Genomic DNA, 13,596 nt, shown 5'->3' with positions numbered 1-13,596 from the left:
CGCGTCAGGCGATGCGCTCCAGCACGATCGGCTTCGACGTGAACGCGGTGCCCTCCGGGGCGTAATCAGTGGCGCCGTCCAGGGCCTCCAGCGCGTACGTGAACGCCGCCGGGGTATCCGTGTGGAGGGTCAGCAGGGGCTGTCCGGCGGTGACCTGGTCGCCCGGCTTGGCGTGGATCTCGATGCCCGCGCCCGCCTGCACGGGGTCCTCCTTGCGGGCGCGCCCGGCGCCCAGCCGCCAGGCGGCGACGCCCACCGCGTAGGCGTCGAGGCGGGTGAGGACGCCGGTCGACTCCGCGGTGACAATGTGCTGTTCGCGGGCCACCGGCAACGACGCGTCAGCGTCGCCGCCCTGGGCGGTGATCATGCGCCGCCAGTGGTCCATGGCGGTGCCGTCGGCGAGCGCCTTGGCGGGGTCGGCGTCGGGGAGCCCGGCCGCGTCGAGCATCTCGCGGGCCAGGGCGAGGGTGAGTTCGACGACGTCGGCGGGGCCGCCGCCCGCCAGGACCTCGACGGATTCGCGGACTTCGAGCGCGTTGCCCGCGGTCAGCCCGAGCGGGGTGGCCATGTCGGTGAGCAGGGCGGTGGTGCGGACGCCGTGGTCGGTGCCGAGGCCGACCATGGTGGTGGCCAGTTCGCGGGCGGCGTCGATGTCCTTCATGAAGGCGCCGGAGCCGACCTTGACGTCCAGGACCAGCGAGCCGGTGCCCTCGGCGATCTTCTTGGACATGATCGAGGAGGCGATGAGCGGGATCGATTCGACCGTGCCGGTGACGTCGCGGAGGGCGTAGAGCTTCTTGTCGGCGGGCGCGAGGCCGTCGCCCGCCGCGCAGATGACGGAGCCCACGGAGCGCAGCACGTCGAGCATGTCGTCGTTGGAGAGCGAGGCCCGCCAGCCGGGGATGGACTCCAGCTTGTCGAGGGTGCCGCCGGTGTGGCCGAGGCCCCGGCCGGAGAGCTGCGGTACGGCGGCGCCGCAGGCGGCGACCAGGGGCGCCAGCGGGAGGGTGATCTTGTCGCCGACGCCGCCCGTGGAGTGCTTGTCGGCGGTCGGGCGGGGCAGCGAGGAGAAGTCCATCCGCTCACCGGAGGCGATCATCGCGGCGGTCCAGCGGGCGATCTCCGCGCGGTCCATGCCGGTCAGGAAGATCGCCATCGCGAGGGCGGACATCTGCTCGTGGGCGACCTCGCCGCGCGTATAGGCGTCGATGATCCAGTCGATCTGGGCGTCGCTCAGGCGGCCGCCGTCGCGCTTGGCTCGGATGACGGAGATGGCGTCCATGGGCGGAAGGGCCTTTCGTACGAGGTGCGGTCAGCCGTGGGCGCTGATGCGGGCCAGATCGGCCGGGCCGAACGCGTCCGGGAGGAGTTCGGCGAGCGGGCGGATGCCGGACGCCGTGTCCATCTGGAGCTCGGGGCCGCCGTGCTCCCACAGCAGCTGGCGGCAGCGGCCGCACGGCATCAGAACCGCCCCGTCGCGGTCGCAGCAGGTGAAGGCGGTGAGGCGGCCGCCGCCGGTGGCGAAGAGGGCGGAGATCAGGCCGCACTCGGCACACAGCGCGACGCCGTACGCCGCGTTCTCCACGTTGCAGCCGCTGACCGTGCGGCCGTCGTCGACGAGGGCGGCGGCGCCCACGGGGAAGCGGGAGTAGGGGGCGTACGCCCGGGACATCGCGTCCCGGGCCGCCGCGCGCAGCGCCTCCCAGTCGGGAGCCGCTGCGACAGATGTGGTCATGTGCCCTGTCCCTTCCGGTAGGGCTTGTTGTTGGCCTTGGGCATCCGCAGCCGCTGGGCGGCGAGCCCCATGACCAGCAGGGTGACGATGTACGGGGTCGCCGGGACCAGGTCGTTGGCCACGGTGTCCGTCAGGGCGTACCACAGCACCAGGACGAGGGCCGCGCCGCCGCACACCGCACCCGCGACGTACCTCTTACGGTAGAGCCGCCAGCCCGCCAGGAGGGCGAGTCCGAGGGCCACCAGGAGCAGCAGCGCGTGGACGGTGGCACCGCCGTTGCGCAGCTGGAGGGCGTCGGAGTAGCCGAAGAGGCCCGCGCCCATGGCGAGGCCGCCGGGCCGCCAGTTGCCGAAGAGCATGGCGGCGAGGCCGATGTAGCCGCGGCCGCCGGTCTGGCCCTCGTTGTAGATGTGGGAGCGGACCAGGGCGAGGAAGACACCGCCGAGTCCGGCGAGGCCACCGGAGATGACGACGGCCGCGTACTTGTAGAGGTAGACGTTGACGCCGAGGGATTCGGCGGCAGTGGGGTTCTCGCCGCAGGACCGCAGCCGCAGCCCGAACGAGGTCTTCCACAGCACGAAGAAGGTGCCCGCGAAGAGCAGGATCGAGACGATGGTCAGCGCGGAGATGTCGGTGACCAGGCCGCCGAGCAGGCCCGCGAGGTCGGAGACCAGGAACCAGTGGTGGTTCTCGACGGTGGCCAGCCCGTCGGACAGGCCCGGCACGGTGAACGACGCGATGTCGTCGACCTGCGGGGACTGCTTGGGGCTGCCGCCGATGTCGGACAGCGGCTCGAACCAGCGCTTGGCCAGGTAGGTGGTGGCGCCGAGCGCGAGGATGTTGATCGCGACACCGGAGATGATGTGGTCCACGCCGAAGGTGACGGTGGCGATGGCGTGCACCAGACCGCCGACCGCGCCGCCGAGGACCCCGGCGAGGACGCCCACCCAGGGGTTGGTCTGGTAGCCCGCCCAGGCACCGAAGAAGGTGCCGAGGATCATCATGCCTTCGAGGCCGATGTTGACGACGCCCGCCCGCTCGGCCCACAGCCCGCCGAGCCCGGCGAGCCCGATGGGCACGGCCATGGAGAGGGCGGCGCCGATCTGGCCGGAGGAGGTGATGTTCTCGAAGGCGGACTGCTGGCCGCCACCGGCGAGGGCGCGCAGCACGGACAGCGCGACCAGCGTCCCGGCGATGATCAGCAGCACCGTGGCGACGGACATCCGGGGCCCTCGCTTCGGGGCCTTCCCGGGTGCGGTGCTCTTGGTGGCGGTAGCCGTGGCGCTCATACCGCCACCTCCTTCTTCTTCTCGCTCTTGCGAGCCTGGGCGGCGAGTTCCGCGCCGACCCGCTGCTGCTGGCGCTTGAGGCCGTAGCGGCGCACCAGTTCGTACGCGATGACGACGCACAGGACGATCACGCCCTGCATGACGCCGACGATCTCCTTGTCGTAGCCCTCGAACTCCAGCCGGTTGGCGCCGCGCTCCAGGAAGCCCCACAGCACCGCGGCCAGCGCGATGCCGACCGGGTTGTTACGGCCGAGGAGGGCGATGGCGATACCGGTGAAGCCGATACCGGCCGGGAAGTCGGAGGTGAACTGGTGGGTGTCGTTGAGCAGGGTCGGCATGCCGATGAGCCCGGCCATCCCGCCGGAGAGCAGCATGCTGGTGAGCACCATGCGCTTGACGTCGACGCCGCTGGCCTGGGCGGCGGACTCGGAGCGGCCCACCGCGCGCAGGTCGAAGCCGAAGCGGGTGCGGCCGAGGAGGAACCAGAAGCCGACGCCGGCGAGCGCGGCGACGACGATGAAGCCGAAGACGGGGTCGAGGTCGCCGCCGGCCGGGATGGTGAAGAAGTGGCTGGAGGAGGGCAGCGGGTCGGTGGCGACGATGTTGGTCTGCTTGTCGAGGTCGGCCAGGCGGCCGTCCACCAGCAGATAGCTGATGAGGATGCCCGAGAGGGAGTTCAGCATGATGGTGCTGATCACCTCGCTGACACCGCGGTAGACCTTGAGCAGTCCGGCGATGGACGCCCACATCGCGCCGACCAGCATGGCGACGAGGATGATCAGCGGGATCTGCACCAGGCCCGGCAGCTCGAGCGCCCCGCCGACGACGGCGGCGAAGAAGGCGGCGAGCCGGTACTGGCCGTCGACGCCGATGTTGAACAGGTTCATCCGGAAGCCGATGGCCACCGCGAGACCCGCCAGGTAGTACGTCGTCGCCTTGTTGAGGATGTAGACCTGGCTGTCCGCCTTGACGCCGTAGTCGAACATGATGCCGAAGGCGTTGAACGGCGCCTTGCCGGTGGCGGCCAGCACCAGGGCGGTCAGGAGGAACGCAGCGACGAGCGCGAGCAGCGGGGCCGCGACCGCGAGGAGCACCCGCTCCTTGTCGAACTTCTTCATCGGTCCTCTCCCCCGGTCGTGACCTCGGCCTCATCGGCCTCGGCAGCGTCCTCGGCGGGGTGTTCCAGGTGGCCGGACGCCGCGCCGGTCATGGCCGAGCCCAGCTCCTCCGGGGTGATCGTGGCGGGGTCGGCGTCGGCGACCAGGCGGCCCCGGTACATGACCCGCAGGGTGTCGGACAGGCCGATCAGCTCGTCCAGGTCGGCCGAGATCAGCAGCACGGCCAGGCCCTCGCGGCGCGCGGTGCGGATCTGGTCCCAGATCTGCGCCTGCGCGCCGACGTCCACGCCGCGCGTCGGATGCGCGGCGATGAGCAGCTTGGGGTGGTGGCTCATCTCGCGGCCGACGATCAGCTTCTGCTGGTTGCCGCCGGACAGCGAGGCCGCGGTGACCTCGATTCCAGGGGTGCGGACGTCGTACGTGGCGACGATGCGCTCGGTGTCACGGCGGGCGGCGGCCGGGTTGAGCAGTCCGCCCTTGCTGTTGGGCGGCTCGGTGACATGGCCGAGGATGCGGTTCTCCCACAGCGGGGCCTCCAGCAGCAGGCCGTGCCGGTGGCGGTCCTCGGGGATGTAACCGATGCCGTCCTCACGCCGCTTGCGGGTGGGCGCGTGGGAGATGTCGGCGCCGTCGAGGGTGATGGTGCCCGCGTCGGGGTCGCGCATGCCCATGATGGCCTCGACCAGTTCGGCCTGGCCGTTGCCCTCGACCCCGGCGATGCCGAGGACTTCGCCCTTGCGGATGCGCAAGCCGATGTCGTCCAGGACGGCCCGCTCGACGCCGTCCACGTCGGTCGCGGTGAGCCGCACCCCGTCGAGGGTCAGCATCCCGGTGTCGGTGACGGTGGATTCGCGGGTCTCCGGCGAGGGCAGTTCGCTGCCGACCATCAGCTCGGCGAGCCGCCGCGGGTCGGTCTCGGAGGGGACGACCGAGGCCACCGTCGTACCGCGCCGGATGACGGTGATGTCGTCGGCCACGGCGAGGACTTCGCCCAGCTTGTGCGAAATGAACAGGACGGTCAGGCCCTCGGCCTTGAGGTCGCGGAGGTTGGCGAAGAGCGCGTCGACCTCCTGCGGGACGAGGACCGCGGTGGGCTCGTCGAGGATGAGGGTGCGGGCGCCGCGGTAGAGGACCTTGAGGATCTCCACGCGCTGGCGGTCCGCCACGCCCAGGTCCTCGACCATGACGTCGGGGCGGACGCCCAGCCCGTAGGCGTCGGAGATCTCCTTGATGCGGGCGCGCGCCTTGCCGCCGATGCCGTGCAGCTTCTCCGCGCCGAGGACGACGTTCTCCAGCACGGTGAAGTTGTCGGCGAGCATGAAGTGCTGGTGCACCATGCCCACCCCGCGGGATATGGCGTCCGCCGGGGAGTGCAGTTCGACCGGTGCGCCGTCGAGCTCGATGGTGCCCTCGTCGGGGCGCTGCATCCCGTAAAGGATCTTCATCAGGGTGGACTTGCCCGCGCCGTTCTCGCCCACGAGGGCGTGCACGGTGCCGCGTCGCACGGTGATGTCGATGTCGTGGTTGGCGACGACTCCGGGGAACCGCTTGGTGATTCCGCGGAGTTGGACGGCAACGTCTCCGACGTCACCTGCGGGGGCGCCCTTGGGTGGGCTGGCGGCTTTGATGGCGCACTCCTGAGGGGCGAGAGCGTGTAGTGAAGGGGGCGCGCCCAAGGGCACGCCCCCCAGGTCCGTCGGTGACCAGGCCCGTTGAGTCCGGCCGGTGACGGGGACCGGTTACTTGTAGGTGTCCGCGACCTTGATCTTGCCGTCGATGATCTTCTTCTTCGCCGTCTCGATCTTCGGCTTGATGTCGTCGATGAAGCCGCCGGAGTACGAGAGGCCGACGCCGCCGCGCTTGAGGTCGTAGGACTGCACGCCGTGTTCGGACTTCTTCGTCTTGACGACGCTCTTGATGAAGTCGTAGACCGAGCCGTCCACGTTCTTGACCATGGAGGTCAGTATGGCGTTCTTGTACGGGGCCAGGCCCTTGTCGTAGTACTGGTCGCCGTCGACGCCGATCGACCAGGTGCCCTTCTTCTTGCCGGTCGCCTCGATCGCGCCCGCGCCGGAGCCGCCGGCCGCGGAGAAGATCACGTCGACCTTGTTGGAAAGCATGCCCTCGGCGATGTCCTTGCCGCGGTCCGGCATGCCGAAGCCCTTGGGCGAGCCGACCTGCACCCACTGGACGTCGAGGGACGCCTTGGGGTTGGTGTCCTTCAGGCCCTGCTGGAAGCCGCCCGCGAACTTCTTGATCAGCGCGCTGTCGGTGCCGCCGATGAAGCCGACCTTGTTCGACTTGGTCTTGAGCCCAGCGGCCACCCCGGCGAGGTACGAGCCCTCGTGCTCGGCGGAGACCAGGCTGGCGACGTTCTTGGAGTCGACGACGGAGTCGACGATCCCGAAGTCCGTGTCGGGGTACTTCTTGGCGGCCTTGGCCAGCGAGGGGGTCCACGCGTAGCCGACGCCGACGACCGGGTTGTAACCCGCCTCGGCGAGGCTGGAGAGCTTGTCGTAGCGGTCGGCGTCGGTGTCGCCGTCCTTCGCGGTCAGCTCCTTGCCCTTGACCTTGAAGTCCTTCCGGGCGCGGTCGTAGCCCTTGGCCGCGGAGTCGTTGAAGGAGTGGTCGCCGCGGCCGCCGACGTCATAGGCGAGGCCGACGCCGGCGGCCTTGCTCCCCTCTTCGGAGCTGCTGCCGCAGGCGGTGACGGACATGGCGAGAGCCGCGGTGGCGATGCCCGCGACAGCTATCGTGGATACCCGGCGCACGAGGGTCCCCTCTGAATCTCGAAGCGCCTCTGTGCGGCGCTGGCTCCGCCGCATCGTAACGCGCGTAGATCCCAGATAAAGGCTCGCTCCGAAGCCGTTATCGGATCGTCGCGAACCTCTCGTGAAGACTGGATCTACAGGACGTTTCGGTCGAGCAACGCCGCGGCGGTGAACAGCTCGACGCCCACCGCGATAGCGCCCTCGTCCACGTCGAAGTCGCCCGCGTGCAGGTCGCGCCGGGTGGTGTCGCCGACCCTGCGCACGCCCAGCCGGGCCATCGCGCCGGGCACCTTCTCCAGGTACCAGGAGAAGTCCTCGCCGCCGAGGCTCTGTTCGGTGTCCTCGACCGCGTACGAACCGCGGCGGGCCACCATCGCGTCGCGCAGCAGCTCGGTGGACGTCTCCTCGTTGACCACCGGCGGGACCCCGCGGACGTAGTTGATCTCCGACTTGGCGCGGTGGAGGGTGGCGATCTCGTCGATCGCGGCGTGCACCAGGTCGGGGGCGGCATACCAGGCGGGCAGGTCCAGGCAGCGGACCGTGGCGGACAGCTCGGCGTGCTGCGGGATGACGTTGCACGCGTGGCCGGACTCGACCCGGCCCCAGGTGACGGCGAGGCCGGAGCGGGCGTCGACCCGGCGGGCCAGCAGCGCGGGCACCTCGGTGATCACCTTGGCGGTCGCGGTGACCAGGTCGGTGGTGAGGTGGGGGCGGGCGGTGTGGCCGCCGGGCCCGTCGAGGGAGACCTCCAGCCGGTCGCAGGCGGAGGTGATGGGGCCGGTGCGCAGCCCGATCCGGCCGACCTCGACCTTGGGGTCGCAGTGCAGGGCGAGGATCCGCCCGACGCCGTCCAGGACACCGGCGTCGATCGCGTCGGCGGCACCGCCCGGCAGGACCTCCTCGGCGGGCTGGAACAGCAGCCGCACCGGGCGCCGCAGCCGGCCCTCGCGGGCCAGCTCGGCGAGGACCAGACCGGCGCCGAGGACCACGGTGGTGTGGACGTCATGGCCGCAGGCGTGGGCGCGGTCGGCGACGGTCGAGCGGTACGGGACGGTCTTGGTGTCCGGGATGGGCAGGGCGTCGATGTCGCCGCGCAGGGCCAGGGCGGGCGTCACCCCGTCCCAGGGGCCGATGTCACAGATGAGGCCGGTGCCACTGGGCAGGACGCGGGGCTGAAGGCCCGCCTTCTCCAGCCGCGCCTTGAGGGCGGCGGTGGTGCGGAACTCGCAGTTGCCCAGCTCGGGGTGCATGTGCAAGTCCCGCCGGAAGGCGATCAGTTCGGCGCGCAGCTCATCGGGGAGCGCGCCGGGCAGTGCCGCGTCGGCGGAAGGTGTGGCATCGGTCTCGTCGAGGGACATCAATTGCTTCACCCAATGAAGCGTAGAACGACCTTGGGGTGGAGCGAATGTCGATCAACAAAACTTCAACCCGTTCGGGGCGGAAAAGCACCCCTGCCGGTGCATGATCTCCCTAGTCAGGGGGTATAAAACTTTGCTTCTCGGCGAGCGTGTGATCGTTTCGTGAGAAGCGCCACATGGCGTACCCCCTGGCGTCAGGCCCCCTGTCCTTACGACATGGCCAGCGGGGTGTCGGGGGCCGCGGTGGACGGCACGGTGCCGGGCCGCTGGACGTCCCGGGCGGTGTCGGTGACGCCCGACAGGAACCCCTGGGCGCGCGGGGACGCGTCGCTGGTCAGCCAGGCGGGGTCGACGTCGTACACGGCGACCTTCACCTCGGTGCCCGCGAGCGCGAGCGGCAGGGTGTGCACCACGGTGGACGGGAAGCTCACGATGGTGTGCCCGATCGGGCCGCGGCGCGCTATCAGCTCCAGCGGCAGGTCGGGCCGTACGATCTCCAGACCCACCTCGTGCGAGACCCGGCTGAGCTTCTCGGCGCTCTCCCGGCGGTGGGCGAAGTAGCGGGTCGCGCCGTGGGCCTCGGCCAGCCCGGCGACCGCCTCCAGATAGCGCTCCAGGTCGACCACGCCGGTCTCCACCAGCGAGGTGCCGACCAGGTCGGTGCCGCGGGTGAGCCGGGGCGGGCCGAAGCGGGCCCGGGTCCAGGAGAAGTCGTTCGCGGTGACGGTGACCCCGGGGGGCGGTTCGACGGGCATCGAGCTGAACACCTCGACCCGGCGCTTCCGGCCCGGGGTGAGCCTGCGGCGCGCGGTGGCGGAGACCGGCGCGAACGCCATGTCGACCACCCCGCGGCTGTTGCCGCGCCGGTGCCAGCGCACCAGGCGCTCCCCGTTGGCCAGCTGGGAGATGAACTCCATGGTGGCCGTGCCGTCGTCCACCACGACCAGGTCCTTGGCCCGGGTGAGCGTCAGCAGCAGCTGGACGTAGCGGGAGAACGGATCCCCGATCACCACCCGGGCGGCCCGGCGCAGCGGTCCGCGCAGCCCGCCGACGGTCTTCAGCGGGGCACCGGCCCCGCCCCGCGCGTTCTCCCAGCGCACCGTGACGCCCTCGTCACGCGCCAGCTCGGCCATCCGGCGCAGCTGGCCGCGGGTCATCGGATCGTGCGGGGAGAGCACGACGACGGTGAGGTCGACCGGCTTGGATTCCGGTCCCGGGGCGCGCAGGGCGTCCGTGTACGCCCACTCCAGCACGTTGAGGAGCTGCACCGGGCTTTCGACGAAGGCGAGGGTGGTGGCGGACTTCTTCGCGCCGCTCCCGGACATCACACCGTCCACAGTTGCACCGTCCACAGACCTCTCACCGTCCACAGACATCACACCGTCCAAGGGCAGGGCCCGGAAGCGGCGGGTGTCCCCCGAGAATTCGAGGGATCCCGCCGCTTCCGGGCGCGGGCCGGTCCGACCGGCCAGGGGCATCACGGAGATGGACCTCAGACCGCGACGGGCTCGCGGTCGGCGGCCTCGGCCTCGGCGACCACACCGGAGACCCGGCGCAGCTTCTTCATCGGGCCCAGCTCGCTCTCGTAGACCTTCTTGACGCCGTCGCCCAGCGACTCCTCGACCACGCGGATGTCACGCACCAGACGGGCGAGACCCTGCGGCTCGACGGAGGCGGCCTGGTCCGAGCCCCACATGGCGCGGTCCAGGGTGATGTGGCGCTCGACGAACGCGGCACCGAGCGCGACGGCGGCCAGCGTGGTCTGGAGACCGGTCTCGTGGCCGGAGTAGCCGATCGGCACGTTGGGGTACTCGGCCTGGAGCGTGTTGATCACGCGCAGGTTGAGCTCCTCGGCCTTGGCCGGGTACGTGGAGGTGGCGTGGCACAGCAGGATGTTGTCGCTGCCGAGCACCTCCACCGCGTGGCGGATCTGCTTGGGGGTGGACATGCCCGTCGACAGGATGATCGTGCGGCCGGTCGCCCGCAGGGCGCGCAGCAGCTCGTCGTCGGTCAGCGAGGCGGAGGCCACCTTGTGGGCGGGGACGTCGAACTTCTCCAGGAAGGCGACGGCCTCGGTGTCCCACGGGGAGGCGAACCAGTCGATGCCGCGCTTGGTGCAGTGCTCGGAGATGGCGCGGTACTCGTCCTCGCCGAACTCCACACGGTGGCGGTAGTCGATGTAGGTCATCCGGCCCCAGGGGGTGTCCCGCTCGATGTCCCACTGGTCACGCGGGGTGCAGATCTCCGGGGTTCGCTTCTGGAACTTGACCGCGTCACAGCCGGCGTCGGCGGCGGCGTCGATCAGCTTGAACGCGTTCTCCAGGTCGCCGTTGTGGTTGATGCCGATTTCACCGGTGACGTAGACCGGGTTGCCGGGTCCGGCGGTCTTCGCGCCGAGGGTGCGGAGGCGAGAGTTGGAGCTCACTTAAGACAGTTCCTTTCCGAGAATCCACGAGGCGATCTCGCGGATCGCGCCGTCCCCTCCGGGGGTGGAGGTGACCGCACGTGCAGCGCCGCGCACGACGTCGTGCGCACCTGCGACCGCCACGGGCCAGCCGACGAGGCCGAAGCACGGGAGGTCGTTGACGTCGTTGCCGACGTAGAGCACGCGCTCCGGCGCGATGCCCTGCTCCTCGCACCACTGCTTCAGTGCGAGATCTTTTCGGTCGATGCCGTGGAGCACGGGGACCTGGAGTTTGCGGCCCCGTGCGGCGACGACCGGGTTCTTCTCCGTGGACAGGATCAGCAGTGCCAGCTCCGCTCGGCGCAGTGCGGCGATCCCGAGCCCGTCGCCGCGGTGCACGGCGACGAGTTCGCGTCCTTCGGAATCGATCAGCACCCTGTCGTCGGTCTGGGTGCCGTCGAAGTCGAGTACCACCGCGTCGATGTCGTCGCGGGTGGGGAGGGCGCCCGGGCGCTCCGCGTCCAGCAGCGGGGCGAGGGCGCGGGCGCGGGCCAGGTCGTGGGGGTCGTCGACCTCCAGCACCCGGGCGGCGTCGGTGCGCACCAGCTCGGTGCGGCCGAAGAAGCGGTGCCCGGCCTCGCGGAAGCCGCGCGCGTCCATGGCGTAGGCGGCGCCGGTCTCCAGGAAGTCCTGGGGGCGGTCCTGGCGGCGCGGGCGGTACGACTTGTCGTGGTTGACGCCGTCGCCGCCATCCGCCTCGGGATCGTCGCCCTCGCGCCAGACGAAGCCGTGGAACGGGGCCACGGTCAGCGCGCTGTCCGCGCCCTGCTCGGCGACCGCGCCGGCCACCCCGTCGATGTCCTCGCGGACGATGAACGGGCTGGTGCACTGCACCAGGAGCACGACGTCCACGGGGATGCCGTGCATCGCCTCGTACGCGTCCATCGCGTGGATGACCGCGGCCTCGCTGGTGGCGGTGTCGCCCGCGATGTCGGTGGGCCGCTGGACGACCACGGCGCCCGCGCCGCGCGCCGCGGCGGCGATGCCCGCGTCGTCGGTGGACACGGCCACGTCGGTCACCAGGCGGGAGGCCCGGCACTCCATGACGGCACGGGCGACCAGCGGCACACCCCCGACGGCGGCGAGGTTCTTGGCGGGCACGCCCTTCGACCCGCCGCGGGCGGGGATCACGGCGAGCACACGGGGGCTCGATGCGGGCATGGCGGCTCCTTCAGGGGATTCGGTAGTGGCAGTCACACCGCCTGCTTTGTTCGCTTCTCCGCCCACGCGGCGCAGAGGTGCGGGCATCGCCGTCGTCTGCGGCCCGGCGGCCGCGCGCGCGTCGCTCACAGCTCCCCCATCCGCCGGATGACCGGGGCCACGCGCTGGACGCCATGCCGGTAGGCGCCGCGCGCCGCGTCCCGCATGGTGTTGCGTACGACCCGCCGCAATCCGCTGACCTCGGCCTCGTCCGCGGAAGCCGCGCCCGGACGGGGGCGGCCGTCCGGCTCGAAGCCGTACCGCTGGAGGATCCGGGGCAGATAGCCGGGCGCGGTGGCCCGGGTGTAGTAGGGGGCGAGCGCCGGGAGGGTTTCGGCGGCGGCCAGGGCGGAGACCTTGTGCCGGGCGGTGTCGAACGCGGTCTCGTACGACCCGTCGGCGGCCACGCCCTGGCGGGCGAGCCACTCCGGATCGGGCTCGGGCCGGTATCCGGCGTCCAGCTCGTCCCACGAGGCCAGACAGCCGGAGCCCAGGAAGTGGTGGTTGCCCAGCGGCTCGCGGATCCCGAGATCGGTGAGGATCGCGGTCGGGATGGAGCGGTGCAGGGACTCCAGGGCGGCCGTGGAGCTGATGGTGACCAGCAGATCGGTGGTGTCCAGGACCTCGCCCATGTTCCCGTACGCGAGGCGGAAGTTGGGCGGCAGCCCGTCACCGAACTTGGCGATCAGCTTCTGGTACGGCAGTTCCTCGATGTGCGTGGTGTGCTCGCCCGGCTTGGAGCGCAGCTTCACCACGACCTCGCGGTCCGGGTGGCGGCGGGCGTGGTCGACGGCCCGGCGCAGCAGGTACGTACGGTCGGCGCGGTTGTCCGGGACGGACGGCTGGACGGCGAACACCACCGTGCCGCCGGGGTACTTGCGCCCCTGCCGGGCCTTCTCGTCGTAGCGGGCGCCGCCGAGGAACGGCAGCGCGCATTCGGTGACGCTGTCCCCCGTGGTGCCGACGCCGGTGTACACCTCGCGGAACCGGTCCGCGTCATGGCGGGAGTTGGCGAGCACCACATCCGCCCCGTGCCGCAGCAGCAGGCCGTCGGCGAGCTTCTCGTAGACGACGCCCACATAGCCGGTGACGATCACCGGGCGGCGGGTGGCGCCCTGCCAGGCGTGCGCGAGTCCGTGCAGCATGGCCTGGACGCCGCCGCCCACCAGGGACAGCACGATCACGTCGTACCGCTCGCGCTCCATGGACCGGACGAACTCGATCCCCGTCACCTCGCGCAGCGAGTCCGTGCGCACCCCGACCTCGGCCAGCTGCCGGACGGTCGGCGTGGCGCGGCCGCGCAGCAGGTAGCCGTCCAGGCGTCGGCCCGAACCCGCTGAATCTGCTGAAGCCGCGGAACCCGCTGAATCCGCTGAGCCCGCGTCCGAGGAATCCGAGCTGTCGGGGACGAGACGCTGCGCTGTCAGCGCGCCCCATTTCCACCGGGTGTCGGAGTCGGCGAGCACGGCTACTCGCACGGGGGATTTGATACGTGAGGACACGTGGGAGACGCTAGGAAGCGATTCCGATTCACGGCCCAACGCAGAAGCAACAAAGGGTTAACAGCGCGTCGACGAATGGCGAATCGGCTGGCAGGAGCAGCGGGTTAACCGTTCCGACGTACTTCGTTCACCTTGACGTACACCTGCGGTCAAGACGAA

General features: G+C 70.9%; 11 protein-coding genes. All 11 read right to left on the bottom strand.

The window, feature by feature from the left end:
* Positions 1-4: 4 nt before the first annotated feature.
* Positions 5-1,282: a thymidine phosphorylase gene (locus SSOG_RS25955; protein ID WP_009717223.1), complete on the bottom strand. Its 1,278-nt coding sequence runs from the start codon at positions 1,280-1,282 to the stop codon at positions 5-7.
* 30 nt (positions 1,283-1,312) lie between these two features.
* Complete coding sequence (locus SSOG_RS25950; protein WP_039938716.1) at positions 1,313-1,735, bottom strand: cytidine deaminase; 423 nt, start codon at positions 1,733-1,735, stop codon at positions 1,313-1,315.
* Positions 1,732-3,024, bottom strand: a complete 1,293-nt coding sequence (locus SSOG_RS25945; RefSeq protein ID WP_009717221.1) for an ABC transporter permease — start codon at positions 3,022-3,024, stop codon at positions 1,732-1,734. Before SSOG_RS25945 ends, SSOG_RS25950 begins: the two co-directional genes overlap by 4 nt.
* Positions 3,021-4,142: an ABC transporter permease gene (locus SSOG_RS25940; protein WP_009717220.1), complete on the bottom strand. Its 1,122-nt coding sequence runs from the start codon at positions 4,140-4,142 to the stop codon at positions 3,021-3,023. Before SSOG_RS25940 ends, SSOG_RS25945 begins: the two co-directional genes overlap by 4 nt.
* Positions 4,139-5,818 (bottom strand): ABC transporter ATP-binding protein, encoded by a 1,680-nt coding sequence (locus tag SSOG_RS25935; protein WP_009717219.1) that lies wholly within the window; start codon positions 5,816-5,818, stop codon positions 4,139-4,141. Before SSOG_RS25935 ends, SSOG_RS25940 begins: the two co-directional genes overlap by 4 nt.
* Positions 5,819-5,881: 63 nt before the next feature.
* Complete coding sequence (locus SSOG_RS25930) at positions 5,882-6,913, bottom strand: BMP family lipoprotein (RefSeq protein WP_009717218.1); 1,032 nt, start codon at positions 6,911-6,913, stop codon at positions 5,882-5,884.
* 134 nt (positions 6,914-7,047) lie between these two features.
* Positions 7,048-8,271, bottom strand: a complete 1,224-nt coding sequence (locus tag SSOG_RS25925) for an amidohydrolase (RefSeq protein WP_039938714.1) — start codon at positions 8,269-8,271, stop codon at positions 7,048-7,050.
* A gap of 209 nt (positions 8,272-8,480) precedes the next feature.
* Positions 8,481-9,596 carry a hypothetical protein gene (locus SSOG_RS25920; protein WP_009717216.1) on the bottom strand — a complete coding sequence of 372 codons (1,116 nt, stop codon included), beginning with the start codon at positions 9,594-9,596 and terminating at the stop codon, positions 8,481-8,483.
* 167 nt (positions 9,597-9,763) lie between these two features.
* The gene (locus SSOG_RS25915) at positions 9,764-10,696 is read right to left on the bottom strand and encodes an N-acetylneuraminate synthase family protein (RefSeq protein WP_009717215.1); all 933 of its coding nucleotides are present in this window, start codon (positions 10,694-10,696) and stop codon (positions 9,764-9,766) included.
* Positions 10,697-11,896 (bottom strand): acylneuraminate cytidylyltransferase, encoded by a 1,200-nt coding sequence (locus SSOG_RS25910; protein ID WP_009717214.1) that lies wholly within the window; start codon positions 11,894-11,896, stop codon positions 10,697-10,699.
* 125 nt (positions 11,897-12,021) lie between these two features.
* Complete coding sequence (locus tag SSOG_RS25905; protein WP_050799970.1) at positions 12,022-13,437, bottom strand: DUF6716 putative glycosyltransferase; 1,416 nt, start codon at positions 13,435-13,437, stop codon at positions 12,022-12,024.
* Positions 13,438-13,596: the final 159 nt, after the last annotated feature.

Source organism: Streptomyces himastatinicus ATCC 53653 (assembly GCF_000158915.1).
In the GTDB taxonomy this organism is placed as follows: domain Bacteria; phylum Actinomycetota; class Actinomycetes; order Streptomycetales; family Streptomycetaceae; genus Streptomyces; species Streptomyces himastatinicus.
Note: the sequence above shows the minus strand (reverse complement) of the source record. Positions and strands in the feature narration are given on the sequence as shown.

Bases quoted from the DNA above. Each gene is read 5' to 3' on its own strand.
- SSOG_RS25925 (WP_039938714.1), bottom strand. From the start codon at position 8,271: ATGTCCCTCGACGAGACCGATGCCACACCTTCCGCCGACGCGGCACTG.
- SSOG_RS25910 (WP_009717214.1), bottom strand. From the start codon at position 11,896: ATGCCCGCATCGAGCCCCCGTGTGCTCGCCGTGATCCCCGCCCGCGGC.
- SSOG_RS25950 (WP_039938716.1), bottom strand. From the start codon at position 1,735: ATGACCACATCTGTCGCAGCGGCTCCCGACTGGGAGGCGCTGCGCGCG.
- SSOG_RS25940 (WP_009717220.1), bottom strand. From the start codon at position 4,142: ATGAAGAAGTTCGACAAGGAGCGGGTGCTCCTCGCGGTCGCGGCCCCG.
- SSOG_RS25945 (WP_009717221.1), bottom strand. From the start codon at position 3,024: ATGAGCGCCACGGCTACCGCCACCAAGAGCACCGCACCCGGGAAGGCC.
- SSOG_RS25920 (WP_009717216.1), bottom strand. From the start codon at position 9,596: ATGTCCGGGAGCGGCGCGAAGAAGTCCGCCACCACCCTCGCCTTCGTC.
- SSOG_RS25955 (WP_009717223.1), bottom strand. From the start codon at position 1,282: ATGGACGCCATCTCCGTCATCCGAGCCAAGCGCGACGGCGGCCGCCTG.